The sequence below is a fragment of the Afipia sp. GW821-FHT14H12 genome (assembly GCF_058803465.1).
The window spans coordinates 144,217-169,584 of the sequence record NZ_JBXAOZ010000002.1; the positions used below are offsets into that span (position 1 = coordinate 144,217).

A 25,368-nucleotide genomic window follows, 5' to 3' on the forward strand; every position below is an offset into this window, starting at 1 on the left:
TGACGGAGGTTTTGGCCTGAAATCAGCGTCCGCGTGCTACGCGTTCGATTTCCGCCTTGACGATACGCTCGACCAGCGTCGGCAGGTTGTCGTCGAGCCACGACTTCAGCATCGGCCGCAGCATCTCCTTGACGAGATCCTCCAGCGTGCGCGCATTGTTGGATAGGACTGTCGTGGCGAGCGAGTTGAAAGCCGATTCCACCGCTTTTGCAGTCGTGGCGCTGAGAACCGGCGCTTCCTCGGCCTTTGACGCAGGCGGCGGGGATTCGGTGAATTCGAGATCGTCGTGTGGCTCGACTTTCTGGAAACCCTCAGCGGCGGCTGCAGGCACGGCCATCTGCTCGGTCAATTCAAAGACATCCTCGGCTTCCTCAACGGCCGGAGCAGCGGGCGCCGCCGCCGCAGGCGCCGGCGCGTCGAAACTTGCCAGCATCGCGTCAATCTCGTCCTGGCTGTTCTTGGCAGCCGGCGCGGGAGTTGGAGCAACGGGAGGAATGGGAGTCGCCACAGGTGCCGAAGCTGCCTTCATCGCGGGAGCAGCTGCCTTCGGGGCTGGAGCCGGTGCAGGAGCAGCCTCTGCTGGAGCCGCAGCCGGTTTGGCGTCGTCATCGGAAATGATGCGCCTGATAGACGCAAGAATCTCCTCCATCGAGGGCTCTTGCGCCTTTGCCGGTTGGTTCATCTCCGACTCCACATCATCGGCTTTTCAATCCCCGAAAAAGCCGCACTCCACTGCCGCGAATCGTTACGCAGCCTCCGGAAAAGGTACGTCATGGCCGCAAATGATTGCAAGCAAAGGGCCCGGTACCTTCCGGTGCTTCCACAGCGGAGTGTGGTCTCAGCGACCGTCAGGCGTTCGGACGCCAAACCAGCTATCGCGGACCTGATGGTAATGAACCGATGGGTCATAGACCGAAGTCTTGAGCTTCAGCGTCACAGGCGACAACCGACCCACCGCGTTGAGCACGGTGTAGGAGGCCACGACCCGGTCATGCTGCGCCGTGACAAGCGCGATGCGGGCGTTCACAAGTGCCTGCTGCGCGTTCAAGACGTCGAGCGTGGTGCGCTGACCGACGCGGGCTTCCTCGCGCACGCCATTGAGTGCGATCTCTGAAGCCGTCACTTGCGCCTGCGCGGAAGCGACCTGCGATTTGGTTGCGACCAACTGGCCCCAGCTTTGCGCCACTGTGGCGCGGGTCTGGTCGCGGACCTGATCGAGATTCAGGCGCTGCTGCGCCAATGTTTCCTTCGACTGCCTGATCAGGGCATATTCCGCGCCGCCCTGATAGATCGGGATAGAGACGTTCGCTACCGCTGAGGCACTGAAGGCCTTGAATGCGGTCAATGTCTGTTCGTTGGCCTGCTGGACGTTGCCTTGCAACGTCACCGTCGGGAACAGCGCACCCTCGTTCACTTTGACCTGCAGGAAACTGACGTCGATGCCGTACATTGCGGCAGTGACGTTCGGATTTTCCACGAGGCCCATATCGACGGCCTGGGCCAGCGTTTTCGGCAGATAGCGATCAACCGGCGAGCCCGGTTGTGGATTCTGCGGATCGCTGCCGATGATGCGGCGGTAATTCGCGCGCGTGGTGGTGAGCGTGGATTCGGCAGCGAGCAATTGAGTCCGGCCGGCGGCAAGCTGCGCCTGCGATTGCGCCACGTCGGTGCGTGTCACTTCGCCGACGTTGAAACGGTCCTGGGTTTGCTTGAGCGTTTGCTCGAGCACGTTGACGTTGCTGCGCTGGACTTCGACGATCGCCGAATCCCGAAGATAGTCCATGTAGATCGTCGAGGCGGCGAGCAGCACACTTTGCTCCAGCACGCGCAATCCTTCACGCGCCGCAGAAACCTGGCTTTCGGCTGCGCGGGTCCGGTTTCCGGTTCTCCCGCCGTTGTAAAGCGTCTGCGTGATCGTCGCTCCGGCGCTCCACGGCCCGTTGACGCCATGAAGCTGCGAACGCGTGACACCGCCGGCGCCATCCTGCTGCTTGAGGACCGTGTCGGTGTATTGCGATCCGCCGCTCGCGGTTACGGAGATCTGAGGGCGATAGCCGGAGAGTGCTTGCGGCACGTTTTCATCGGTGGAACGGACGGAAGCGCGCTGGGCGTTGAGCTGCGGGTTGTCCTGATAGGCACGAACCAGTGCGGATTCGATGGTTTCCGCCAATACCGGTGTGGTGGCCAAAAACAGCATGGGAGCCGCGCTTGCGGCCAGTATCAGTCGCCAGGCTTTCCCAGAAAACGGCATTACGTTCCTTCCAACATCGTCTTACGCAATTGGATTTACGCAAGAAAACCGGAGTATCGACTCACGCCGACTCCAGCTCGACCCGCAACATATTCGCCTCGCGAGCCCGGCGTAAGGACTTGTGAGTGTTTACTAACAAAAGCTCACAGGATGGGGCTTCTCGGCCACACCCGAAAGGCTAATCCCCCGTCAGACGCGCCAGACCCTCAAAATGTGAAGGCTGGTAATCGCTTAAGGCCAGGCAGGATCGGAGCCGTCGCGTCGAACAGGGTCCGAGCGCCGAAATCCGCCGCCGAGCGTGTCACGATAGTCGCGCGCGGCGGGACCGAGTGAGCGAAGACGCCCACCAGACGGCCGCCGGGCTTGAGCTGTTCATAGAGGGTCTGCGGGATCACCTCGGTCGCGCCGTCCAGCACGATGACATCGTAAGGGCCCGCCGCCGCATTCCCCTTCCTCGCCTCGCCCGCCGTCACGGTGACATTGGACAGGCCGCAAGCCGAGGACAGTGCCGTCCGGCTCGCTGCGGCAATCTTGTCGGTGGCACAGACTGCAACGACCTCGGCGGCGAGGTGGCCTGCGATCGCGGCGGCATAACCCGCGGCTCCGCCAGTCACCAGCACCCGGTCCGTCAGGCCAATTTCGGCGGCCTGCAGGAGCCGCGCCAGCACCACCGGCTTGATGAGATAGACGTTGTCCTCACCGTCGAGCGCGATGTCGCGGTCGAGATAGGCCAGCGCCTTCTGGCTTGCGGGCAGGAAGGCCTCGCGCGGCGTTGCCCGCATGGCCTCGATCAGGCGCAAATCCGTCACGTCGGCGGTGCGGACCTGGGAATCGACCATGTTGAAACGGGTGGTCAGGGCATCGGGCATCGTCGTCCTCAGGGATGGCGGCAGGCTTGGGTAAGGCCGCATTGAAGCTACTTTGGTGCATCTTTGAGGCAAGGAAAAAGGAAACGCAAGCGCCTCCCTCATGCCCGGGGCGCTTGCGAAACCGACAAAAATCTTCAACAACCGCGCCCGGCCCGACTGAGGACAGGAACAAGAGGAAAAGACCATGAACGAGGCTTGGACCAAGGACGAGAAAGGCAACATCGTGGTGTTCCCGCTGGCCGGGTACGAGACGATGGTGGTGGAGAATCAGGCACTGGCTCTGCGCCTGCCTTTCATGGTTCAGGGTGACAAACAGACGAGCCCGAGCGGTTCGCTGCAGCTCATCATCAGCAATGCTGCCGACGTGCGCGACCTGGGACAGGCCCTGATCGATGCTGCCGAGCGGATCGAACAGGCTGCCAAAGGCGCCTGAACACACGACAAATCCGAAGGTTGCCCGGGCGCGCGAATGCCTGTAACAGTCGCAGCCCTTGGGGCCACGTGGCGGAGTGGTTACGCAACGGTCTGCAAACTCCAACTTTTTTCATCGCCTCGATTGAAGAAACCCCCGTAAATCGGGGGTTTTTTAATTTTTTTCCAGGTAAAGGGTTTTTAGCCGTGGCACAGGCAAATCCAGGTAAGATCGAAATGTGCCGGAAAATGCTGGAGAAGTTGACGCGAGCTGTGCCACGTTTTGAGTTCGGATTTTGGCACAGGCAAATCCAGGTAAAGACCAGGTGTTCACCTGGATTTCAAGTTGTCCTCCAATGACGCAGGACTGTTAGAAATGAGACTCAACGGCTGGCAAAGAATTGGAATTGTCGCCTCAGTCTGTTGGCTTGTTGGCGGCGGCTTTTGGATCAACAGTCTTACGATTGGCCAACTGAGCGAGCCGGTAGTGAATGAACTCCGGTCCTGTCTTGAATCACGTTCGATTCAGCCTGATGGCTCAGTGCCAAGAGATACTGATTGGGGACCGTGTAATGAGAAGTTTAAACGGGATTATGGTCCGGCTGTCGCCGATCATTGGTTCTACGCGGCGGCCTTCACGCTCATTCCGATCCCGCTTGTTTGGCTGATCGTCTATGGAATTGTATGGCTGAGCCGCTGGATAAGAGCGGGTTTTAGTCAGCAAGAAGAATAACGGTATCAATCTCTAAGGAATAATCGCCAGCTCGCGAGATGAGCGAACGGAATGGCGCGAGAGAAACAATTCAATATAGATGGAGGTGACGATGGGAATCGAACCCATATAGATGGTTTTGCAGACCACTCCGTAACCATTCCGGCACGTCACCGCGCGGTTCTTATAGGGGCCGGACCAAATTACAGCAAGTCCGGGCCGCCCCGCCAAGTATCCCCAAAACCGACCGAAAAGCGGCTGCACTGCCCCCTGAAAAGTCCTAAAAGACTCGGAACCCGTGCCAGAAACCGCCCAGGAATGGTGCTCAGACGAGGGTCAAGTTGTGCCGATGCCGCAGGGCTAACTTGCTAAAAACCCCAGGAATAATAGTGTTACACAGTTCTCTGCAAAACCGTGTACACCAGTTCAATTCTGGTCGTGGCCTCCAAACCTTCTTTTCAGGTCTTTCCTGGCCAGCATGGGGCAAAATCGTTCCCAATGATGGGTTTGGAGGGATTTGATCGTGCAAGACATTAAGTCTGCACGAGTTTTAGCTTGCAGAAGCTGCGGCCTTTGTTATATCGGCCCCCGACTGCATGGCAGCATTCCTCGGTAGCTCAGCGGTAGAGCATTCGACTGTTAATCGAATGGTCGCTGGTTCGAATCCAGCCCGGGGAGCCAGCGCTTTCGCGATGGCTTACACGCCCAGTCAAACTCCCAATTTCCAGATTTAATCCTATCGCCGCCGGATCGGCTTGCGTCCCCTGCGCCAGTCGCGCTTTGGCTTGGGCTTCGGCAACAGCTCTGGGTGAGCCTTCACACCCTCACGATATTTCACCAGCATCCGCTCGAATGCGCCCAAAAGCGCATCCGCGATTTCTGGACGCTTCTCCAATCGTGCCAGCAATAACGCCACGGCCTCGATAGTGGAGAGTCCATCGCTGCGCGGTTCACGCCGCAGCTTGCCGTAGAGTGACAGGCTTTTCGGACCCAGGATCACGCGCTGGCACTTCAGCATCCATGGGTTTCTCCACCACAGCGCCTTGGCTTGGCTCCATGTGCCGTCGAGTACCACCACGCCCTCGATGCCGTTGAGGATCGCATTCTGAGCGTGCTCCAGCCCGCCCTTGCGGTCGATCGCGACCACCTCACGATCGGTCTCCAGTTCCGCGACCTTGGCGGAACCAAGATACAGAATTGCCCAACTCGCCGGGTCAACCTCGCGGCCGAGCGCTTTCGACAGGCTCGACCACGACAGGCCGATCTTTAGCGTCGCATTCGTCAACTGGAGCGCCGTCAGCCGCGCGGTCCCGAGCAGGCGATCCTGTTCCTGCGGGTGTTGCAGGATCAGAACTTCGATGCGGTTCTCGACGGGCGCGAGATTATCGCAGATGCACAACGGCTGCGGCTTGCCGCAATCGGGGCATTCGGGAATGTCTTCTGTAGGTGTGGTCGGAGATGTGCCGGACATGCCTCGCTATACGCGCCCCGCCCCTGCGCAGCAACTTGCCCCGGCAAGAAGCCTTATTCCGCCGGCATCGCGCTTGGGCCGGGGGCGGATTTGCCTCGCACCCACAGGCGTGCGCGGTCGATCAGGAGATAGATCACGGGCGTCGTGTAGAGCGTGAGGATCTGGGACACGATCAGGCCGCCGATGATGGTGACGCCGAGCGGTCGCCGCAGCTCGGTGCCAGGGCCGGTCGCGACCACGAGCGGCACGGCGGCGAGCAACGCCGCCATGGTGGTCATCAGGATCGGACGAAAGCGCGTGATGCTCGCCGCGAAGATCGCCTCTTCCGAATTCATGCCGTGCTGGCGCTCGCCTTCGAGCGCGAAGTCGACGATCATGATGCCGTTCTTCTTAACGATGCCGATCAGGAGAATGATGCCGACAAAGGCGATCACGGTAAGCGGCAACCCGGTCACGAGCAGCGCCAGCAGCGCACCCAGTCCCGCAGGTGGCAGTGTCGAGATAATCGTGAGCGGATGCGCGAGACTCTCATACAGCACGCCGAGCACGATATAGACCGCAACCAGCGCGCCGAGAATCAAAAGCGGCTGGTGGCTGGCGGTTTTCTGGCTATCGGCGGCGTTACCCTCGAATGTGCCACGAATGCCCTCCGGCATGTGCAGTTCCGCGACAGCCTGACGAATGTTTCCTGTTGCGGTTTCCAACGGCACGTTAGGCAGCGTGTTGAATGAGATCGTGGTCGATGGGAACGAACCCGTATGGCGCACGGCGAGCGGCGCGAGGCCACGGCTGTAATGCACGAGTGCCGATAGCGGAATCTGCGTGTTGTTGGCGCCCGCGACATAGATATGCGCGAGATCCGCCGGATCATCCTGGAAATGCGGATCGACCTCCAGCACGATCTGGTACTGGTTGCGCTGGGTGTAGATGTAGGAAATTTGCCGCTGCGCGAAGGCGTTGTTCAGCGCATTGTCGATGTCCTGAATGTCGGCGCCGACACTCGCCGCCATTTTGCGATCGATCTTGAGGTTGAGTTGCAACCCGCCGGGGTCAGAATCGCTGGAGACGTCGGTGATGCCCTCCACCGTCTCCATTCGCTTGGCGACCAGCGGTCCCCATTTCTGCAACAGTTCGAGGTCGGCGCTGGAGAGCGTGTACTGGTAGTTTGAATCGCTCTGCCGCCCGCCCGCGCGGATGTCCTGCGATGCCACCATGAACAGCCGGATCCCCGGAATCTTGCCAAGTTCGCGGCGCAGCCTGTCGATCACCAGCGTGGTGCTAAGGCCGTTCCTCTCCTCCGGCGGCTTCAGCGCGATGAACATGACGCCGCGGTTCGAGCCGCCCGCGAACGAACTGCCTCCGAGCGTTGAGCCGATGCTGGCGACGGCCGGATCGGCCATCACGGTGTCGGCGACGCGCTGTTGCAGGCCCAGCATCGCCTGGAACGAGATGTCGGCGGACGCCCGCGTCGATCCGAAGATGAAACCGCTGTCGTCGGTCGGGAAATAGCCCTTCGGCAGTTTTGCGAACAGCACAACAGTCAGCGCAATGGTGGCGAAGAACACCACGATCGTCAGGACCGGCATCCGCAGGACGATCTTTAAGGTACGCTCGTAAAACAACAATATCCGCGACAGGAAGCCTTCGACGATCCTGTCGAAACGGGTTTCTTTCTCGGAATGCGCATGTTTGATGTACTGCGCACAGATCATCGGCGTTATCGTCAAAGATACCACTGTCGAAACGGCGATGGCGAACACCAGCGTCAGCGAGAACTCGCGCAACAGCCGCCCGACGATGCCGTCCATGAAGATCAGCGGCGTGAAAGCGGCGACCAGCGACAGGCTGATCGACAGCACCGTGAACCCGATCTGCTTGGCGCCTTCCAGCGCCGCGCGCGGGGGCGACATGCCCTGCTCCAGATTGCGGTACATGTTCTCGATCATGACGATGGCGTCATCGACAACAAAGCCGATCGAAATCGCGAGCGCCATCAGCGACAGGTTGTCGATCGAAAATCCTGCCGCCCACATCCCGGCGCAGGTGCCGGCCAGCGCCAGCGGCACCGAGATGCCAGCGGCAATCGTGGGTACGATGCGGCGCAGGAAGACAAAGACCACCGCCATCACCAGAAGCGCGGTCGCGCCCAGCGTCCACTGCATGTCGTCAACACTGGCGCGGATGGTGCCGGTGCGGTCGGTCAGCGTCGAGATTTCGACGCCCGCGGGAATCCATTGCTTGAGTTGCGGCAGCAGCGCCTTGATCCGGTCGACCGTCTCGATCACGTTGGCGTCGCTCTGCTTGGTGATCTGCAACAGCACCGCAGGCTGCTTGTTGAACCATGCGATCGAGCGGCTGGAGCGTGTCGCATCGATGACGTTGGCGACATCCGACAGGCGGATGAAATTCCCGTTCGAGGACTTGATGACGATATTCTTCAGTTCCGCCGCCGTGCGCATCTGCGGATTGAGGCCGAGCGTTTCGCCCTGCCGATGACCGTTGAACATCCCGATCGGGCCGAAGGCGTTGGCATTGACGATGGCGGTGCGCACGTCATCAGTGGCTATCCCGGCATTAGCGAGCAGCACAGGATTCATCTGCACCCGGACCGCGGGCTGGTCGGCGCCGCTCACGGTCACCTCGCCTACGCCTTGTACCTGTGCAATCCTTTGCGCCACGACGGTGTCGGCGATGTCATAGATCGCGCTTGACGACATCGTCTTGGATGTGAGCGCGATGATGAAAACGGGCATGCCCGCCGTGTTCGCCTTGCGAAAATTCGGCAGCGAAGGCAGGTCGGTCGGCAGGTCCGCCAGCGAGGCATTGATCGCCGCCTGCACGTCACGCGCGGCTTTATCGATGCTGCGTCCAATGGCGAACTGCATCTGGATGCTGGTGGTGCCGAGCGAACTCGATGAGGTGATCTGATCCACACCTGCGATTTCACCGAGCTTGCGCTCTAAAGGTGCGGCAACGGTTGCTGCCATCACCGAGGGATCAGCACCGGGCCGCGAAGCTGACACGCGGATCATCGGGAAGTCGACGTTTGGAATGCTCGCGACCGGCAGGTTCACGTAGGCGACCGCGCCGACCAGGAACAACCCGATGGCCAGCAGCGTGGTCCCGACCGGCCTGCGGATGAAGGGTTCCGAGAGCGACATCTACTGCATGCCCTCCGTCGCACCGGCAACCGGAGGCGACGGATAATCGCCCGCAGGCGGCACGGCGCTTTCCAGACGCCGGTTGATACGGTCGAGTGCGAGGTAGATCACCGGCGTCGTGTAGAGCGTGAGGATCTGGCTGACGATCAGACCGCCGATGATCGATACGCCGAGCGGAAAACGCAGTTCCGAGCCCGTGCCGGTTTCCAGCGCCAGCGGCAGCGCGCCGAACAGGGCGGCCAGCGTAGTCATCATGATCGGGCGGAAACGCAGCAGGCAGGCCTGAACGATGGCGTCATAAGGCGAGCGCCCTTCATGTCGCTCCGCCTCCAGCGCGAAGTCGATCATCATGATCGCGTTCTTCTTGACGATGCCCATCAGGAGGATGATGCCGATCAGGCCGATCACGGACAGGTCTTGCCCGGTGAGGACCAGTGCGAGGATGGCGCCAACGCCGGCGGAAGGCAGCGTCGAGAGAATGGTGATCGGATGGATGTAACTCTCGTACAAAACGCCGAGCACGATGTAGATCGTGACGATAGCGGCGAGGATCAGCCATGGCTGGCCCGATAGCGACCGCGAGAACTCCGCCGCGTCTCCCGAATAGAGGCCGGTGATGTTGCCCGGCATGCTGATCTGCTTCTCGATTTTGTGCAGGGCATCGACGGCATCACCGAGCGCTTCGCCAGGCGCGAGATTAAAACTCAGCGACACGGCGGGGAATTGTGCCTGATGCGAGATCGAAAGCGGAGCGGTCGTCCGCGTGAGGGTCGCGACCGCCGAGATCGGCACCTGTGAGGTGCCCGCGCCAGTCGTGCTGGCCGCGCCCGGCACATAGAGCTTCGACAGAATATTCGGATCGCGCTGATCCTCCGGCATCGCTTCCAGCACCACGCGATACTGGTTGGCTTGGCCGTAGATGGTGGAAATCTGACGCTGACTGAAGGCATCGTTCAGCGTATCGTTGACCGCCTGCAGCGAGACGCCGAGTTGTCCCGCGCGTTGCCGGTCCACGTTCAGCGCCGCACGCAAGCCACCCTCCTGCGCTTCCGACGACACATCGCGGAACAGCGAATTCCGGCGCATCTCCTGGACCAGTGCGTTCGACCATTTCACGACCTCATCGCGGTCGGTGCCGGTCAGCGTGTACTGATACTGCGACCGGCTCGACTTGGTGCTGATCTGGATGTCCTGCACCGGCTGGAAGTAGACCGAAATGCCGGGGATCGAAGCGACACGCTGTTTCAGTCGCTCGATGACGCCGCTGACATCGGCCTTGCGCTCGTCGCGCGGTTTCAGATTGATGGTGATACGCCCGACATTGGGCGTCGGGTTCACCGATCCCGCGCCGATGGTGGAGACGAGCCCGGTCACGTCCGCATCGGATTCGATGACGCTTGCGACCGCCGTCTGCCGGTTCTGCATCTCGGCGAAAGACACGTCCTGCCCCGCCTCTGTCACCGCGACGATGGACGCCGTGTCCTGCAACGGCAAAAAGCCCTTCGGCGCGATAATGTAGAGCACCGTCGTCGCCACCACGGTCAGCAGCGTCACGACCAGCGTCAGCCGCTGGTGCCGCAGCACGACCAGCAAGGTGCGGTGATAGAATTCCACCGTGCGGTCGATGAAGTCGCTGATCGCGCGCAGCCCCGGAATTTCCCATTCCTCGCCGTGACGCTTCAACAGCCGCGAGCACATCATCGGCGTCAGCGTCAGCGAGACGATGGCGGAGGTGACGACAGCGATCGTCAGCGTCAGCGCGAACTCGCGGAACATGCGCCCGACGAGGCCGGACATGAACAGGAGCGGAATGAACACCGCGATCAGCGACACGGTGAGCGATATCACGGTGAAGCCGATCTCGCGGGCACCGCGCAGTGCGGCTTCCATCGCGGTCTCGCCGCCCTCCATGTGGCGAACGATGTTCTCGATCATCACGATGGCGTCGTCGACCACGAATCCCGTGCCGATCGTCAGCGCCATCAGCGATAGGTTGTCGAGACTGAAGCCCGCGAACCACATGATGCCGAAACTGGTGATGAGCGACAGCGGCAAGGCCACGCCCGCGATGATGGTCGCGCGCAGCGAACGCAGGAACAGCAGCACTACCAGCGTCACCAGAATGACGCTGAGGATGAGCGTGAACTGCACGTCGTGGACCGAGGCGCGGATGGTCACGGTGCGGTCGCTGACGATGGTGAGGTTCACGCCCGCGGGAATCGCCTGCTGCAGTTTCGGAATCTCGGCGCGGATCTGCTGTACCACGTCGATGACGTTGGCGCCGGGCTGGCGCTGGATCTCGATGATGACGGCGGGCTTGTTCTTGTACCAGCCGCCGGTCTTGTCGTTCTCCAGCCCGTCGATGAGCTGCGACACGTCGCCGACCGTGACCGGCGCGTTGTTGCGATAGGCGATGACGACGTCGCGATACTGATCTGCGGTGCTCAACTGATCGTTGGCGGCGATGGTGTAGGATTGCTGCTTGCCGTCGAGCGAGCCTTTCGGGCCCGAGACGTTCGCGCCCACAATCGCGGCGCGCAGGTCTTCCATGCCGAGACCGTAGGCGGCGAGGCGCGCGAGGTCGGCCTGCACCCGCACTGCGGGCTTCAGTCCGCCGAGTACGGAAACGCGACCGACGCCGCTGATCTGCGCGAGCCGTTGCGCCATCAACGAATCCGCAAGGTCGCTCATCGCGCGCACGGAAATGGTGTCGGATGTGAGTGCCAGCGTCATCACCGGCGCGTCCGCCGGGTTGACTTTGGCGTAGGTCGGCGGATACGGCAGGTTTTTCGGCAGCACGCCATTGGCGGCATTGATTGCGGCCTGGACGTCCTGCGTCGCGCCGTCGATGTCGCGGTTGAGATCGAACTGCAGCGAAATCTGGCTGACGCCGAACGAACTCGTCGAGGTCATCGACGACAGCGAGGGAATTTGCCCAAGCTGCCGCTCAAGCGGCGCGGTAATCAGAGAGGCTGCGACATCGGGGCTCGCGCCCGGCAGTTGCGTCGTCACCTGCACGGTCGGGAAATCGACCTGCGGCAACGAGGACACCGGCAGCGACCAGTAGCCGAGCGCGCCGCCGATCAACAGGGCAAGTCCGAGCAACGAGGTTGCGATCGGCCTGCGGATGAATGGTTCGGAAACGCTCATGCGTCCACCCTTTATCGAGAACGCCGCCCGCTGCCCTGCCCGCCCTTTTGCTCCCGTTTGCGCGGCGCGAGATCCTGCGTCGGCGTGTTGTCGTTGGTGCCGATCGCCACCTGCGAACCGTCGGAGAGGTTGGCGAAGCCGGTCGTGACCACCTTGTCGTTCGGCGTCAGGCCACTGGCGATGACGGCCGTGTTCTCGTCCTGCTGGATCACGGTGACGGCCTTGGCGGTGACGATGTTATTCGCGCCGATGACGTAGCTGAACGTGCCCGACGGGCCGCGCTGCACGGCCGATGTCGGCACCGTCAGCGCCTTCGGCAGGATTTCAACCTTCAGACGGACATTGACGAACTGCCCCGGCCAGAGCTGGTGGTTCGGGTTCGGGAATTCGGCCTTCACCTTCACCGTGCCGGTGGCCGGATCGACCTGATTGTCGATCGTGCGCATCACGCCAGTGTCGACGATGGTGCGCCCGTCATTGCCGAACACATCGACGGCCAGCGTGCCTTTCGCAGACGCCGCGTTGACGCGGTTGATCTCCTGCTGCGGCAGGCTGAACTGCACCGCGATCGGCTGCAATTGCGTCAGCACCACGACGCCCGTGGTGTCGGAAGCATGGACGATGTTGCCCGGGTCGACCTGACGCAAGCCGGTGCGGCCTGCCAGCGGGGCCACGATCTTGGTGTAGCCGAGCGTGGCCTGCGCGTTGTCGATGGCGGCCTGATCGGACTGCACCAGCGCCTCGAGCTGGGCGACTGTCGCCCTTTGGGTATCGGCCTGCTGCGCGGAACCGGCCTTGGAAGCAGCGAGCTGCTCGTAACGCTTCAAATCGATCCGCGCATTGGCGAGCTGCGCTGAATCCTGCGCCTTCTTGGCGACAGCCTGATCGTATTGCGCCTGATAGATCACAGGATCGATTTCGGCGAGCACATCGCCCGCCTTGACGTCCTGACCTTCGATGAAATTCACCTTCAGGAGTTTGCCATCGACCTGGGTACGGACGGTCACGGTGTTCAGCGCACGTACCTGCCCGACGCCGTCGAGATAGACCGGCACGTCCTCGACCTTGGGTGTTGCGGCCAGCACGGGCACAGCCAGATCCGGCCGCGTGCGCGCTACATTGTTCCCGCCGAAGAAATGCGACCAGGCAAGCCAGCCGAGTCCGGCCACGATCACGAGGCCGATGAACAACGACATCGTACGCCGCCGTGCACCGGCGGCGATCCTCGCGACGCCTTCATTCATCTTGCCGTCCTCGCCTGGCTTAAAGAGCATGCGCCGGCTCCGTTGTCGTCAACACTGTCTTTGGCTCCCATCCGCCCCCGAGGGCTGAAAACAGGCTGACATAGGCTTGCAGCCACGCCAGTTGCGCCTGCTGCAAGGTGTCCTCCGCGGTGAACAGCGTCTGCTGCGTATTTAGCACGGTCACGATATCGGCGGTGCCTGCCTGCAACTGTTTTTCCGACAGTTCGAATGCCCGCCGGGACGATTTCACGACGATGCGCTGCAGCCGCAGGCGGTTCGTGGTCTGCTTGATGGCATCGAGCGCGGTATCGACATCGGAGAACGCCGAGATCACCGTCTTGCGATAGGTCTGCAACAACTCGTCCTGCTGTGCCTTGGTCAAATCGAAATTGGCCTGGATGCGGCCGGCATCGAATATCGGCTGTGTCAGACCCGCCGCCAGACTGAAGAAAGCCGATTGCGGCATGAACAGGGCCGACAGCGCGGAGCTCTGATAGCCGCCTTGTCCGGTCAACTGGATGCTTGGAAAGAACTGCGCCCGCGCACTGCCGACATTGGCCGTCGCCGAAGCAAGCTGCGCTTCCTGACGGCGAATATCAGGCCGCTGGGTGAGAAGCTCCGATGGCAATCCGGGCGTGACGCGCGGCGCCGAAATGCGGGCAAGCGATCCGCCCTTGATGTGAACACGCTCGGGCGGCCGCGCCACCAGCGTTGCCAGAATGTTGATGTTCTGCGTCAGGGTCTGGCGTAGCGGCGGCACAGCCGCGCGCTGGTTGGCGAGCAGGCTTTCCTGCTGCGCAAGATCGAGATCCGAACCCGTGCCTGCATCGACACGAGCCTTGATCGCATCGTAGATGCGCTGGGCGCTTGCGATATTGCGCTGCGCGGTCGCGATACGATCCTGCGCGGCAAGCACCTGGAAATAGGCGTTGGCCACGCTCACCATCGATGTGAGCGCCACGGTGTCGCGATCGAAACGGTTGGCGTCGGCTGTTTTCTCAGCCGCGAGCAGCGCGTCACGATTCTTGGCCCACAAATCGACCTCGTAGCTCGCACTGAGCGAAGTCGAATAGGTGTTGATCGTGCCGCGCGCAGCGGCGGTGCCGTTATTGAGAAAGCCGGACGACGAGTTGGAGCGCGTGACGGATGCGTTTGCGTCGAGCGTCGGCAGCAGAGCTGCACCCGCCGTCCGCGCCAGCGCGTCCGCTTGGAGAATGCGCGCGGTCGCCGCCGCGATGTCGAGGTTGACCCGCTGGGTCTCCTCCATCAGCACCGTCAGTTCCGGCGAACGGAAGCCGCGCCACCAGTCGAGCGACGGCGGCGCATCCTGTTTGAGCGGCGTCGTGTCCTTTTGATATGCGGCGGGAATATCGAACGCAGGGTCCGGCAGGTCCTGCTTCAGGATGCATCCGGGCAGCAGCAGCGCCGCCGTAAAAATCGCGCAGGTTCGCCGTGCGTGCGCCGACAGCGCATCGCTCCAAGGCTGAACTCTAAAAACCGGCGCCAGTTGTCGCATCCCCTCAAGGCCGCTGCCGAACCGATTGCCAATTCCCGGCCAGTAGGGCCGAATAATGTGCAAGCATCCGTTATGCCCGGAAATGGCACGAAGGTCTGCTCTTGTGGCCTGAAAATCGCCGATTCTTGCAACATTTCATTGGATTGTGACCAGCAGCCCACGTGGAAAGGCTCTAGGGTTACAGGCCGGAAATCTTCCCGCTGTTCATCCTCGTGAACGACTCGCCAAACGCATGGGTGCAACTACGGGCCTACCGCCGAAGGCCGCCCGATTCGCCGGGAACCCCTTGCGTCCGGCGTCTAAAGGAGCGAGGCTAACCTCGCGATGAATTGATCGCCGGGATCGTCTGCGTGTTCAGATGCTTCGCTCCTGACCGCAGTTTTCCCCGTCACGACGAATCCATGTTTTTAACTGGAGGACGCGGGATAAAATGAACTGTGCAGTGTCTGAACCGACGGCTCTCACACCCGCCAATATCGACACGCTTCTTCAGGACATCCCTCGCATGGCGCGCCTCGCGCTCGGCTTCGCAGCCCGGCTCAAGCGCGGTCAGCTTGACATCACCCTCCCTGACGGTCGCGTTCTGCGCTGTGGCGGAGTCGAGGATGGACCGTCGGCCGCCATGACGATCCACGATTACAAATTCGGCTGGCGCTTCCTGCGCGCGGGCGACATCGGCATCGCCGAGAGCTATTTGCGCCGGGAATGGGACACGCCGAACCTGACGCAGTTTCTCTACGTGTTCTGCGTCAACCACGACCTCAGCGGCGCGATGCTGGCGGATCGTCCGTTCACGCGGTTTCTCCAGCATGTCCGGCACTGGTTCAACCGCAACACGAAGCGGCAGGCGAAACGCAACATCTTCGCCCATTACGACATCGGCAATGAGTTCTATTCGGCATGGCTCGATCCGACCATGACCTACTCATCCGCATTGTTCGAACCCGACACCAGGGATCTCACCGCCGCGCAGCAGAACAAATACCGGCGGTTGGCCGAAGCCATCGACCTGCAACCCGGCCACGAATTGCTCGAAATCGGCTGCGGCTGGGGCGGCTTCGCCGAATATGCGGCCGCGCATTGCGGTGCAAAAGTCGTGGGGCTGACGATCAGCACCGAACAGCGCGATTTCGCGCGGGCGCGGATCGCCAGAGCCGAACTCGACGATAAAGTGGATATCCGTTTTCAGGATTACCGCGATGAGCGTGGATTGTACGACCGTATCGTTTCCATTGAGATGATTGAGGCGGTCGGCGAACAGTTCTGGCCGGAGTATTTTTCGCAATTGCGCGACCGGCTGAAGCCGGGCGGCCTGATCGGCATTCAGGCGATCACGATTCAGGATCAGTTCTTCCAGACCTATCGCAAGGAAGTGGATTTCATTCAGAGATACGTGTTTCCGGGTGGCATGCTGCCTTCGCCCGGCGTGCTGAAACGGCTCGGCGAGAAGTTCGGAGTGCCTGTCATCCGCGAGCGGATTTTTGGCGAGGATTATGCCCGTACGCTTGCGACCTGGCGCGACAATTTCCGCGACGCATGGCCGAAACTGATGCCGCTCGGTTTCGACGAGCGCTTCCGGCGACTATGGGAATACTACCTCGCCTACTGCGAGGCGGGCTTTCTCTCGGGCAACATCGACGTGCGGCAGGTTGTCCTCGCGAAGGAGCACTAGCGAAGAACTTCTCAAGGATCATTAACCGCGCATGGCGGCATGGCCATTCGCAGGCTTGTCGAGCCGCGCGGCGGCGACTAGGTTGACTGCATCGTTATTCATCCTGTTGCGGTCCCATGCAAATTCGTCAAGACGTTATCGAGGCTATCGGCAACACGCCGCTCATCAAGCTCAAGCATGCCTCGGAGTTGACCGGCTGCAACATTCTCGGCAAGGCCGAGTTCATGAACCCCGGCCAGTCGGTGAAGGATCGCGCTGCGCTTTTCATTATTCGAGACGCTATCGCGCGCGGCACGCTGAAGCCCGGCGGCGTGATCGTCGAGGGCACCGCGGGCAACACCGGCATCGGAATAGCACTTGTCGCCAACGCGCTCGGCTTCCGCACGATCATCGTCATCCCGGAAACGCAAAGCCAGGAAAAGAAAGACATGCTGCGGCTGTGCGGCGCGCAGCTCGTCGAGGTGCCGGCGGCCCCCTATTCCAATCCCAACAACTATGTCCGCCTGTCCGGCCGTTTGGCCGAACAGGTCGCGAAGTCCGAGCCGAACGGTGCGATCTGGGCCAATCAGTTCGACAATGTCGCCAACCGGCAGGCCCATATCGACACCACGGCACCGGAAATCTGGGAACAGACCGACGGCAAGGTCGACGGCTTCGTTTGTTCGGTCGGCAGCGGCGGTACGCTCGCGGGCGTAGGCATCGGCCTGAAAGCGAAAAATTCAAAGATACAGATCGGAATTGCCGATCCGATGGGCGCTTCGCTCTACAGCTATTACACCACTGGCGTGCTCAAGGCCGAAGGCTCCTCCATCACCGAAGGCATCGGGCAGAGCCGCATCACCGCCAATCTTGAAGGCGCGCCAGTCGATCGCGCCTACCAGATCCCGGACGAGGAAGCCGTGCCGGTCGTGTTCGATTTGCTCGAACATGAAGGCCTGTGTCTCGGCGGATCGTCGGGTATCAACGTCGCCGGTGCGATCCGGATGGCGAAGGAAATGGGACCGGACCACACCATCGTGACGGTGCTGTGCGACTATGGCACGCGCTATCAGTCCAAGCTGTTCAACCCGGACTTCATGCGTTCGAAGAACCTGCCGGTGCCGGAATGGCTGGAGAAGACGAGCAAGATCAGCGTGCCTTACGAGAAGGTCTGAGCGACGTCCAAAACCTTCAGCGCAAAATCTGACTCAGGAACAGCTTCGTCCGCTCGTGTTTCGGGTGGTTGAAGAACTCCTCGGGCGTGTTGACCTCGATTATCTGCCCCGCATCCATGAACACCACGCGGTTGGCGACTTCGCGCGCAAAGCCCATTTCGTGCGTCACCACAATCATGGTCATCCCGTCATTGGCGAGGTCCATGATGGTGTCGAGCACCTCCTTGACCATCTCAGGATCGAGCGCCGACGTCGGCTCGTCGAACAGCATCACCTTCGGATTCATTGTGAGTGCGCGCGCAATCGCGACGCGCTGCTGCTGGCCGCCTGAAATCTGGCCGGGATATTTATTGGCCTGCTCGGGAATCCGCACGCGTTCGAGATATTTCATAGCCGCCGCTTCGGCGTCCTTTTTCGGCATGTTGCGGACCCAGATCGGCGCCAGCGTGCAGTTCTCCAGAACCGTCAGGTGCGGAAACAGGTTGAAGCTCTGGAACACCATGCCGACCTCGCGGCGGACATCATCCACACGCTTGAGATTGGGACCAAGCTCGATGTCATCGACGACGATCTTGCCTTCCTGAAATTCCTCCAGCGCGTTGACGCAGCGGATCAGCGTGGATTTGCCGGAGCCCGATGGGCCGCAGATCACGATCCGTTCCTTGCGCGCCACGGCAAGGTCGATGTCGCGCAGCACATGAAAATCGCCAAACCACTTGTTCAGATTTTCGATGCGGATGATCGGATCGGCGGCCATGCGGTTGTCCATATCAGGTCTGGCGATGCGCATTGAGGCGCCGTTCGACGAACAGCGAATAGCGCGACATCGCAAAGCAGCCCACCCAGTAGATGATGCCGGTGAAAGCGAAGCCGGTGAACAGCGTCGTCGGCGTCGCCCAAGTCGGATCGGCGAAGGCCGCGCGCAACTGGCCAAGCAGATCGAACAACGACACGATCAGCACCAGCGTGGTGTCCTTGAACAAGGCGATGAAACTGTTGACGAGAGCCGGGATCACGTGCCGCAGCGCCTGCGGCAGCACGATCAGGCCGGTGGTCTTCCAGTACGACAGGCCGAGCGCGTTCGCCGCCTCGCGCTGGCCGCGCGGAATCGCCAGCAGTCCGCCGCGGATCACCTCGGCATTATAGGCGCCCGCGAACAGCGCGATGCCGACCAGCACACGTACCAGCGCGTCGATGGTGAAATCGCCCGGCAGGAACAGCGGCAGCATGTAGGTCGCGAAGAACAGCACGGTAATCAGCGGCACGCCGCGCCAGAATTCGATGAAGGCGACGCAGAAGATCCGCAGCAGTGGAATTCGCGAGGTGCGCCCGAGCGCGAGCGCAATGCCGACCGGCATCGAGGCGACGATCCCCGTGATCGACACTACCAGCGTCACCAACAGGCCGCCCCATAACCGCGTATCGACAACCGGCAACCCGCCCTGGTCGAGACGCAGCGCCACAATCACGATGGCGATCCCTGCGAATGTGAGCGCGCTCGATAGCCCGGCGCGGCGTCCATTCGGCCAGCCGCCCCACAACAAAATGACGGCGGCCGTCACGATGGTCGTCGTCAGGCTGAAGTCGAGCCAGAACCGCAACAGCGAGGGCTTCCATGCCATGCCGAACAGCTCGGCGAGCCAGTAGAACACGAAGCCATCCAGACCGCCGCCCCGCAGCAGGAAAAACGCGAGGAACGGAAACGCGAGGAAGAACAGCGCGGCGTTGAGTGTCTTGCCGGGGATTTTCGGCACCAGCAGCGGCGTGAGCAGAAGTGCCGCGAGCGCGAATGTCAGGTTGGCGCGCCAGCGCTGATCCTCGGGATAGAAGCCGTAGATCAACTGGGTGAACTTCGCCTGGATGAACGGCCAGCATGCGCCGACCGGGTGGCCTGCTTTGTCCGCAAGGCATGCGGTGCGGTCGGCGCCCGTCCACACCGCATCGATCAGAAGGAAGCGAATCGTCGGCTCCAGGATGAGCCATGCAAGCGCCACGCTTGCAAACGTCAGCGCGATGTTGAGCGGTGAATTGAACAGCCGCATGCGCAGGAAGCCGACCAGTCCCGTGGTGATGACAGGCGCCTTGCGTGCCGGGGCCAGCGTCTTGCGAACGAAAATGGTCTCGCTCCCGTTCATGCGCGCTGGCTCCGGTCAATGTACCAGCCGTAAAGGTTCATGAGGGCGCTCGTGATCAGCGAGATCGCAAGATAGACCGCCATCGTCATCGCGATGATTTCCACCGCCTGCCCGGTCTGGCTCAGCGTCGTTCCGGCGAACACCGAGAACAGGTCGGGATAGCCGATCGCGACCGCGAGCGAAGAATTCTTCGTCAGATTGAGATATTGGTTGGTCAGCGGCGGCAGGATCAGCCGCATCGCCTGCGGGATAATGACCAGCCGCAGGATCGCGGGCCGCGACAGGCCGAGCGATGCGCCCGCCTCCATCTGTCCTTTCGGCACGGCGAGAAGCCCGCCGCGCACGATCTCGGCGATGAAGGCGGCGGTGTAGGTGGACAGCGCGATCGTCAGCGCGACGAATTCCGGGGTGACCCGCGTGCCGCCAGCGAAATTGAAGCCGCGCAGCACCGGCAGATCGAACGACGCCGGCGCGCCGAATAGAGCAATGCTGAGCAACGGCAACCCCACCAGCAGCGCCAGCGCGAACGGCCACACCCGCAGCCGATCGCCAAACCGGTAAAGCCGCCTGCGCGCATACACCGTCATCAGCAGCGAGGCCGCAATCGCCGCGAGGATGGCGACGGCGAACACGCCAGCACCCTGCTCCGGCACCACATGCGGCACGACGAATCCGCGATTGTTCAGGAATGCGACGCCGAATATCGACAGGCTCTGGCGCGGGTTGGGCAGCGCCGCCAGCACCGCGAGATACCAGAACAGCAACTGGAACAAGAGCGGCAGGTTGCGGATGATCTCGACATAGCCGCCGGACAACCGCGCCAGCAGCCAGTTCGGCGACAATCGTCCTAGTGCTACGGCAAAACCGATCAATGTGGCGAACACGATGCCGATGATGGAAACCAGCAGCGTATTCAGAAGGCCGACTTCGAATACGCGCAGATAGGTGTCGGCTTCCGAATAGCGGATCAGCGCCTGGTTGACGCTGAATCCCGCCGTACCCGACAGAAAGCCGAACCCGGATGCAATGTGCTGCGCCCGCAGGTTGTCCTGCGCATTGGTGACGATGTCGAATGCAAGCCACGCAAGCAGGCCCGCGAATGCCAGTTGCCCCGCGATGCCCTTCCAGCCCGTGCCACCCGACAACGCGCGCGCAAGATGCGCGAGAGGCCGGAACGGAGGCCGACGCGGCGCGGTTGCCATCGTCACGCCGCGATCAGCGGATCGGCGGCGCGTACTGAATGCCGCCCTGATTCCAGAGCTTATTGAGGCCGCGCGAAATCCGCAGCTTGGAGCCGGCGCCGACATTACGGTCGAACGATTCACCGTAATTGCCGACCGCCTTCACGATCCGCACCACCCAGTCCTTGGTCAGGCCAAGCTGTTCGCCGAGATTGCCGTCCGTGCCAAGCAGCCGTGCGATCTCGGGCTTGTTCGATTTGGTCATTTCGCCGACGTTCTTCTGCGTGACGTTCAGCTCCTCGGCATTGATCATCGCGAATAGCGTCCACTTCACGATGTCGAACCACTGGTCGTCGCCGTGGCGGACCACGGGACCGAGTGGTTCCTTGGAAATGATCTCGGGCAGCACCACATGATCGTCCGGCACCGTGAGCTTCAGGCGTTCGGCGTAAAGCTGCGACACGTCTGACGTGAACACGTCGCAGCGGCCGGACTCGTAGGCCTTGATGGTTTCATCCGCCGTGGAGAACGCGACCACTTCGTATTTCATATTATTTGCGCGGAAATAGTCAGCGAGGTTCTGTTCGTTGGTGGTGCCGGTCTGCACGCACACGGACGCACCGTTCAGCTCCAGCGCTGAATTCACCTTCAGCGCCTTGCGAACAAGAAAGCCCTGCCCGTCGTAATACATCACGGCCGTGAAATTCAGGCCGAGCGAGGTATCGCGCGACAGGCTCCATGTTGTGTTGCGCGACAGCACGTCGATCTCGCCGGATTGCAGCGCCGTGAAGCGATCCTTGGCGGAGAGCGGCACGAACTTCACCTTGAGCGGATCGTTCAGGACGACAGCCGCCAGCGCGCGGCAGAAATCGACATCGAGGCCGCTCCACTTGCCGGTGTCGTCGGGCGCGGAAAATCCGGGCAGTCCCTGACTGACGCCACAACTTAGGACGCCCCGTTCCTGAACGGCCTTGAGCGTCGCCTGTGCGTTCACCGGCGCAAGGCTTCCGAGGAATACCGAGGTCATCACGATACCGAACCATCCGTATTTCATGAAAAGGCCTCTCCAACTGTGGACGCGCCCGTCCCTGATACACGTCTCCGGACGGCTGGCCAATATCCGGCCCCTTCAGCGGATCGGCGGCGGCCGTTCCCGATCTCTCGGATGGGGTGATTCCAGCGGGTGCGGCAGGGGTTGACGTTTGGGGCCGCTGCCGCCTTATTGCATGCGATGAAAGCTCCATCCGGCTCCAAGACACCGTCCGCCACTCCCTCCCGTCACGGCATCGCCACGACCCTCGTCACAGCGGGGCGCGACACCGAGGCGCAGCGCGGATTCATCAATCCGCCCGTGGTGCGAGGCTCGACGGTGCTCTATCCGAGCGCCGAGGATTTGCATGCCCATCGCGGCGAATTCCAGTACGGCCGCCACGGCACCCCAACCACCAAGGCGTTGCAGCAGGCCTTGATCGCGCTCGAGGGCGATAATTGCGCCGGTGTGGGGCTGGCGCCTTCCGGCGTCGCCGCGATCACCACCGCCCTCCTCGCGGTCCTCAAATCCGGCGATCACTTGCTGGTGACCGACAATGCCTACCGCCCGACGCGGGGTTTCTGCGACGGGATGCTGGCGCGCTATGGCGTCGAGACGACTTATTTCGACCCGCTGATTGGTGGCGGCATCGTCAGCCTGTTCAGACCGAACACGCGCGCCGTGCTGGTCGAGGCGCCCGGTTCGCAATCCTTCGAGATGAGCGACATTCCCGCCATCGCGGCCGTCGCCCATGACAAGGGTGCGCTGGTGATCGACGACAACACCTGGGCGACGCCACTCTATCATCGCTCGCTCGATCAGGGCGTCGACATCAGCATTCAGGCCGCGACCAAATATATCGGCGGTCACTCCGACATCATGTTCGGCACCATCGCCGCCAATGCCCAAACGTGGCCCAAAGTGAAGGAGGCGATCCGTCTGCTCGGTGTCTGCTGCGGACCAGACGATGTGTTTCTCGCCTTGCGCGGGTTGCGCACGCTCAATGTGCGGCTTGCGCATCATCAAGCGTCCGCGCTGGAGATGGCGCGCTGGTTCCAGGCCCGTCCGGAAGTTGCCCGCGTGCTCTATCCGGCGCTGGAAAGCGATCCAGGCCATGCGATCTGGAAGCGGGATTTCACCGGTGCGAGCGGACTGTTCAGCATTGTGCTGAAGCCAGCGTCACAAAAGGCCGTCGACGCGCTGCTCGATACGCTGACGCTGTTCGGCATGGGTTATTCATGGGGCGGCTTCGAGAGCCTCGTCATTCCATTCGACTGCAGCGACTATCGCACCGCGACGACATGGGCGCCCGATGGCCCGGCCTTGCGCCTGCATATCGGGTTGGAGAACCTCGACGATCTGAAGGCTGATTTCGACAACGGATTTGCCGCGTTCAGCGCGGCAATGTGACGTTTAGTTTTCGAGCGTCTTCGATCCGCGCGTGCGGTTCTTGATAATTAGCATGATGTTGCGCAGGTAGATCACGGTCGCGAGCGACTGGCCGAGGATGATGATCGGCTCGCGCTTGGCGATGCCGTAGATCAGCGTCATCAGACCGCCGCCCATCGAGAAGAACCAGAACGCCATCGGCACCACGCTCTGCCCGGCGCGCTCGCTGGAAATCCACTGCACCAGAAAGCGCGCGGTGAACAGCAGTTGCGCGACGAGGCCGAACGCCAGCCAGAAATCGAACTTGGCGACGAAGACATCGTAAATGTAGTCGTGAAACGCCTGACCGAACTGGATCAGCATCAACGCACCTCGGTCGCCACCGGCTTCGACTTCTTGCGGCGGATCAACCACCAGACACCGGTGAGATCCATCAGTCCCACCCACAGCCTATCGAAGAATCCATAATTGGAGACTCCCGAACGGCGCGGACGATCGATCACATCCACGTAAACGATATCGAATCCTTCGCGCCGGACCAGCGCGGGCAGGAAACGATGCAGCCCGTCGAAATAAGGCAGCGCGAGGAAAACCTCGCGGCGAAAGCCTTTCAGGCCGCAGCCGGTATCGCGCGTGCCGTCCTTGAGAATGGCATTGCGCACGGCGTTGGCGATGCGCGACTGCCATTTCTTGAACGTGGTATCCTGTCGTCCGACCCTCTGTCCCGCGGCAAGGCCGACGCGTCCCTCGCCCTGCTCGATCGCTAGGATTAGAGCCGGAAGAAACGCGGGATTGTTCTGTCCGTCGCCATCCAGTGTCACCACGATGCTGCCGCGCGCGGCACGGACGCCGGTGCGCACGGCGGCCGACTGGCCGGCGGATTTCTCATGGCGGATCTGGCGCAGATTGCTGCGCGCCTTCATGCGCTCCAGCAACCGCTCGCCGGTCGCATCGGACGAGCCGTCGTTGACATAGATGATCTCGTAGGACCACTGCTTGCCGAGCGCGGTGTCGATCTCGTCGATCAGCGGTCCGATATTATTTTCTTCGTTGCGGACGGGAACGACGACCGATACCGCCGGTGCGACGTTGCTCATGGAAGACGGTGCTTCGGTCGGCGATGCTTCGGTCATTGGTCCATCGATCTGTGGTCCGACGCGGGGCTTTTGGAAAATCCCGGTGCGTCCGGCGCCTTTTATGGGGCGTTCCGCCAGTGGGCAACCCCTTTCAGCCGTCCGCGGAGCCGCCCCGCGCTACCCTGATGGCTCCGTCCGGGGCGATCGTGAAAATGAGGTGCCGCGCGGCGAACCAATAGCGCACCGCCATCGCGCCAAGAATGCCGACCAGCGCCCCCGCCAGCACGTCACTCGGGTGATGCGCCAGCAGGACCAACCGGGTCATCGCGATGATCAGGGCATAAGCCCAGATCGCGATCCGCCATTTCGGAGCCAGCGAGGCAAGAGCGAAAGCCAGTGCAAAGGCTGTGATCGCATGGCCCGAGGGAAAGCTCGCATAGGCCTCGTTCCAGGTGAAATGGGAGTAATGGAACGCATCTGCCGCCCCGCCGACGAAGGGACGTCCACGCCCGATGATGCCTTTAAGGACTTCACCGGCTTCGACCGGAATCAAAACTGCAAGAAAGAGAAAAGCGAGTCGCCGGGACAGATCGATCATTCTGGTTCGCGCGGTATCCCTCATGAAGGCGCTCGACACAAAAACAAGCAACGTGCCGAGACCGAGGGCTGCCAGCACGTAAGCGGATTTGCCAAAATCGGTCATGATCCGGAACGGCCACAGCGATGCCGTGCCACGCGGGGGCATCAGGCGAATTTCCGGCGCATCGACGAGAGCCATCAATGCAATGATGGAAATGCCGCCCAGCATCATCGTCCAGAGCCAGTGGCGCGCAAGCCGGCGGCGCGCATCGAAACGGCGCGAATGCGCGGGCGGCCCGAACAGCCGGGCTACGGTCCGGCCTGCCAGCATCACGGTTTGCGAAAGCGTACTCATGGGGTGTCACGC

Annotated in this window: 20 protein-coding genes and 2 tRNA genes; 6 read left to right on the forward strand and 16 right to left on the reverse strand. The window is 61.7% G+C overall.

The window, feature by feature from the left end; all coding sequences use genetic code 11:
* Window positions 1-22 precede the first annotated feature (22 nt).
* From AC1RNA_RS12305 to AC1RNA_RS12315, 3 genes are all read right to left on the reverse strand, one after another.
* The gene (locus AC1RNA_RS12305) at window positions 23-682 is read right to left on the reverse strand and encodes a PopZ family protein (protein WP_009339437.1); all 660 of its coding nucleotides are present in this window, start codon (window positions 680-682) and stop codon (window positions 23-25) included.
* 156 nt (window positions 683-838) lie between these two features.
* A complete protein-coding gene (locus AC1RNA_RS12310) occupies window positions 839-2,197 on the reverse strand; it encodes a TolC family outer membrane protein (RefSeq protein WP_492951298.1) in 1,359 nt (452 codons plus the stop codon).
* 260 nt (window positions 2,198-2,457) lie between these two features.
* A complete protein-coding gene (locus AC1RNA_RS12315; protein ID WP_009339435.1) occupies window positions 2,458-3,120 on the reverse strand; it encodes a protein-L-isoaspartate O-methyltransferase family protein in 663 nt (220 codons plus the stop codon).
* Window positions 3,121-3,304: 184 nt separating this feature from the next.
* Here AC1RNA_RS12315 and AC1RNA_RS12320 point away from each other — a divergent pair, with 184 nt between their 5' ends.
* A complete protein-coding gene (locus tag AC1RNA_RS12320) occupies window positions 3,305-3,553 on the forward strand; it encodes a hypothetical protein (RefSeq protein ID WP_048756133.1) in 249 nt (82 codons plus the stop codon).
* A gap of 324 nt (window positions 3,554-3,877) precedes the next feature.
* Window positions 3,878-4,264: a hypothetical protein gene (locus AC1RNA_RS12325; RefSeq protein ID WP_492951299.1), complete on the forward strand. Its 387-nt coding sequence runs from the start codon at window positions 3,878-3,880 to the stop codon at window positions 4,262-4,264.
* A gap of 80 nt (window positions 4,265-4,344) precedes the next feature.
* Here the strand turns inward: AC1RNA_RS12325 and AC1RNA_RS12330 are convergent.
* Window positions 4,345-4,418, reverse strand: a tRNA-Cys gene (locus AC1RNA_RS12330).
* Window positions 4,419-4,849: 431 nt separating this feature from the next.
* On the opposite strand from AC1RNA_RS12330, the gene AC1RNA_RS12335 reads away from it, so the two are divergent.
* Window positions 4,850-4,924: transfer RNA gene (locus AC1RNA_RS12335), tRNA-Asn, on the forward strand.
* A gap of 55 nt (window positions 4,925-4,979) precedes the next feature.
* Here AC1RNA_RS12335 and AC1RNA_RS12340 read toward each other — a convergent pair.
* From AC1RNA_RS12340 to AC1RNA_RS12360, 5 genes are read right to left on the reverse strand one after another with little or no spacing between them, the layout of a single operon-like run.
* A complete protein-coding gene (locus AC1RNA_RS12340) occupies window positions 4,980-5,714 on the reverse strand; it encodes a tRNA-uridine aminocarboxypropyltransferase (RefSeq protein ID WP_492951300.1) in 735 nt (244 codons plus the stop codon).
* A gap of 53 nt (window positions 5,715-5,767) precedes the next feature.
* Window positions 5,768-8,875, reverse strand: a complete 3,108-nt coding sequence (locus AC1RNA_RS12345; protein WP_492951301.1) for an efflux RND transporter permease subunit — start codon at window positions 8,873-8,875, stop codon at window positions 5,768-5,770.
* A complete protein-coding gene (locus tag AC1RNA_RS12350) occupies window positions 8,876-12,025 on the reverse strand; it encodes an efflux RND transporter permease subunit (RefSeq protein WP_492951302.1) in 3,150 nt (1,049 codons plus the stop codon).
* Window positions 12,026-12,036: 11 nt separating this feature from the next.
* Entirely contained in the window at window positions 12,037-13,299 is a 1,263-nt protein-coding gene (locus AC1RNA_RS12355) for an efflux RND transporter periplasmic adaptor subunit (RefSeq protein WP_492951303.1), read from the reverse strand.
* The gene (locus tag AC1RNA_RS12360; RefSeq protein WP_492951304.1) at window positions 13,289-14,785 is read right to left on the reverse strand and encodes an efflux transporter outer membrane subunit; all 1,497 of its coding nucleotides are present in this window, start codon (window positions 14,783-14,785) and stop codon (window positions 13,289-13,291) included. Before AC1RNA_RS12360 ends, AC1RNA_RS12355 begins: the two co-directional genes overlap by 11 nt.
* Window positions 14,786-15,215: 430 nt before the next feature.
* On the opposite strand from AC1RNA_RS12360, the gene AC1RNA_RS12365 reads away from it, so the two are divergent.
* Window positions 15,216-16,457: a class I SAM-dependent methyltransferase gene (locus tag AC1RNA_RS12365; RefSeq protein ID WP_492951305.1), complete on the forward strand. Its 1,242-nt coding sequence runs from the start codon at window positions 15,216-15,218 to the stop codon at window positions 16,455-16,457.
* A 116-nt stretch (window positions 16,458-16,573) separates the two neighbouring features.
* Window positions 16,574-17,611, forward strand: a complete 1,038-nt coding sequence (locus tag AC1RNA_RS12370; RefSeq protein WP_492951306.1) for a cysteine synthase A — start codon at window positions 16,574-16,576, stop codon at window positions 17,609-17,611.
* Window positions 17,612-17,627: 16 nt separating this feature from the next.
* Here AC1RNA_RS12370 and AC1RNA_RS12375 read toward each other — a convergent pair whose 3' ends face one another.
* From AC1RNA_RS12375 to AC1RNA_RS12390, 4 genes are read right to left on the reverse strand one after another with little or no spacing between them, the layout of a single operon-like run.
* A complete protein-coding gene (locus tag AC1RNA_RS12375; RefSeq protein ID WP_009339426.1) occupies window positions 17,628-18,368 on the reverse strand; it encodes an amino acid ABC transporter ATP-binding protein in 741 nt (246 codons plus the stop codon).
* Window positions 18,369-18,381: 13 nt separating this feature from the next.
* Complete coding sequence (locus AC1RNA_RS12380) at window positions 18,382-19,746, reverse strand: amino acid ABC transporter permease (RefSeq protein ID WP_048756138.1); 1,365 nt, start codon at window positions 19,744-19,746, stop codon at window positions 18,382-18,384.
* Window positions 19,743-20,948 (reverse strand): amino acid ABC transporter permease, encoded by a 1,206-nt coding sequence (locus tag AC1RNA_RS12385; RefSeq protein ID WP_492951549.1) that lies wholly within the window; start codon window positions 20,946-20,948, stop codon window positions 19,743-19,745. The genes AC1RNA_RS12380 and AC1RNA_RS12385 overlap by 4 nt, the downstream gene beginning before the upstream one ends.
* Window positions 20,949-20,961: 13 nt before the next feature.
* Window positions 20,962-21,981, reverse strand: a complete 1,020-nt coding sequence (locus AC1RNA_RS12390; protein ID WP_048756140.1) for an amino acid ABC transporter substrate-binding protein — start codon at window positions 21,979-21,981, stop codon at window positions 20,962-20,964.
* Between the two features lie 177 nt (window positions 21,982-22,158).
* Between AC1RNA_RS12390 and metC the strand changes: the two genes are divergently transcribed.
* Entirely contained in the window at window positions 22,159-23,367 is a 1,209-nt protein-coding gene (gene metC / locus AC1RNA_RS12395) for a cystathionine beta-lyase (protein ID WP_492951307.1), read from the forward strand.
* A 3-nt stretch (window positions 23,368-23,370) separates the two neighbouring features.
* Here metC and AC1RNA_RS12400 read toward each other — a convergent pair whose 3' ends face one another.
* The 3 genes from AC1RNA_RS12400 to AC1RNA_RS12410 all read right to left on the reverse strand — a co-directional run bounded on the left by AC1RNA_RS12400 (window position 23,371) and on the right by AC1RNA_RS12410 (window position 25,356).
* Window positions 23,371-23,709: a lipid-A-disaccharide synthase N-terminal domain-containing protein gene (locus AC1RNA_RS12400; RefSeq protein ID WP_009339421.1), complete on the reverse strand. Its 339-nt coding sequence runs from the start codon at window positions 23,707-23,709 to the stop codon at window positions 23,371-23,373.
* Window positions 23,709-24,443: a glycosyltransferase family 2 protein gene (locus tag AC1RNA_RS12405; protein ID WP_048756968.1), complete on the reverse strand. Its 735-nt coding sequence runs from the start codon at window positions 24,441-24,443 to the stop codon at window positions 23,709-23,711. Before AC1RNA_RS12405 ends, AC1RNA_RS12400 begins: the two co-directional genes overlap by 1 nt.
* A gap of 130 nt (window positions 24,444-24,573) precedes the next feature.
* The gene (locus AC1RNA_RS12410) at window positions 24,574-25,356 is read right to left on the reverse strand and encodes a phosphatase PAP2 family protein (RefSeq protein ID WP_492951308.1); all 783 of its coding nucleotides are present in this window, start codon (window positions 25,354-25,356) and stop codon (window positions 24,574-24,576) included.
* Window positions 25,357-25,368: the final 12 nt, after the last annotated feature.

Bases quoted from the DNA above. Each gene is read 5' to 3' on its own strand.
- AC1RNA_RS12310 (WP_492951298.1), bottom strand. From the start codon at position 2,197: ATGCTGTTTTTGGCCACCACACCGGTATTGGCGGAAACCATCGAATCC.
- AC1RNA_RS12360 (WP_492951304.1), bottom strand. From the start codon at position 14,785: ATGCGACAACTGGCGCCGGTTTTTAGAGTTCAGCCTTGGAGCGATGCG.
- AC1RNA_RS12350 (WP_492951302.1), bottom strand. From the start codon at position 12,025: ATGAGCGTTTCCGAACCATTCATCCGCAGGCCGATCGCAACCTCGTTG.
- AC1RNA_RS12390 (WP_048756140.1), bottom strand. From the start codon at position 21,981: ATGAAATACGGATGGTTCGGTATCGTGATGACCTCGGTATTCCTCGGA.
- AC1RNA_RS12410 (WP_492951308.1), bottom strand. From the start codon at position 25,356: ATGAGTACGCTTTCGCAAACCGTGATGCTGGCAGGCCGGACCGTAGCC.
- AC1RNA_RS12315 (WP_009339435.1), bottom strand. From the start codon at position 3,120: ATGCCCGATGCCCTGACCACCCGTTTCAACATGGTCGATTCCCAGGTC.
- AC1RNA_RS12380 (WP_048756138.1), bottom strand. From the start codon at position 19,746: ATGAACGGGAGCGAGACCATTTTCGTTCGCAAGACGCTGGCCCCGGCA.
- metC (WP_492951307.1), top strand. From the start codon at position 22,159: ATGAAAGCTCCATCCGGCTCCAAGACACCGTCCGCCACTCCCTCCCGT.
- AC1RNA_RS12405 (WP_048756968.1), bottom strand. From the start codon at position 24,443: ATGAGCAACGTCGCACCGGCGGTATCGGTCGTCGTTCCCGTCCGCAAC.
- AC1RNA_RS12400 (WP_009339421.1), bottom strand. From the start codon at position 23,709: ATGCTGATCCAGTTCGGTCAGGCGTTTCACGACTACATTTACGATGTC.
- AC1RNA_RS12305 (WP_009339437.1), bottom strand. From the start codon at position 682: ATGAACCAACCGGCAAAGGCGCAAGAGCCCTCGATGGAGGAGATTCTT.
- AC1RNA_RS12340 (WP_492951300.1), bottom strand. From the start codon at position 5,714: ATGTCCGGCACATCTCCGACCACACCTACAGAAGACATTCCCGAATGC.
- AC1RNA_RS12370 (WP_492951306.1), top strand. From the start codon at position 16,574: ATGCAAATTCGTCAAGACGTTATCGAGGCTATCGGCAACACGCCGCTC.
- AC1RNA_RS12375 (WP_009339426.1), bottom strand. From the start codon at position 18,368: ATGGCCGCCGATCCGATCATCCGCATCGAAAATCTGAACAAGTGGTTT.
- AC1RNA_RS12345 (WP_492951301.1), bottom strand. From the start codon at position 8,875: ATGTCGCTCTCGGAACCCTTCATCCGCAGGCCGGTCGGGACCACGCTG.
- AC1RNA_RS12365 (WP_492951305.1), top strand. From the start codon at position 15,216: ATGAACTGTGCAGTGTCTGAACCGACGGCTCTCACACCCGCCAATATC.
- AC1RNA_RS12385 (WP_492951549.1), bottom strand. From the start codon at position 20,948: ATGGCAACCGCGCCGCGTCGGCCTCCGTTCCGGCCTCTCGCGCATCTT.
- AC1RNA_RS12320 (WP_048756133.1), top strand. From the start codon at position 3,305: ATGAACGAGGCTTGGACCAAGGACGAGAAAGGCAACATCGTGGTGTTC.
- AC1RNA_RS12355 (WP_492951303.1), bottom strand. From the start codon at position 13,299: ATGCTCTTTAAGCCAGGCGAGGACGGCAAGATGAATGAAGGCGTCGCG.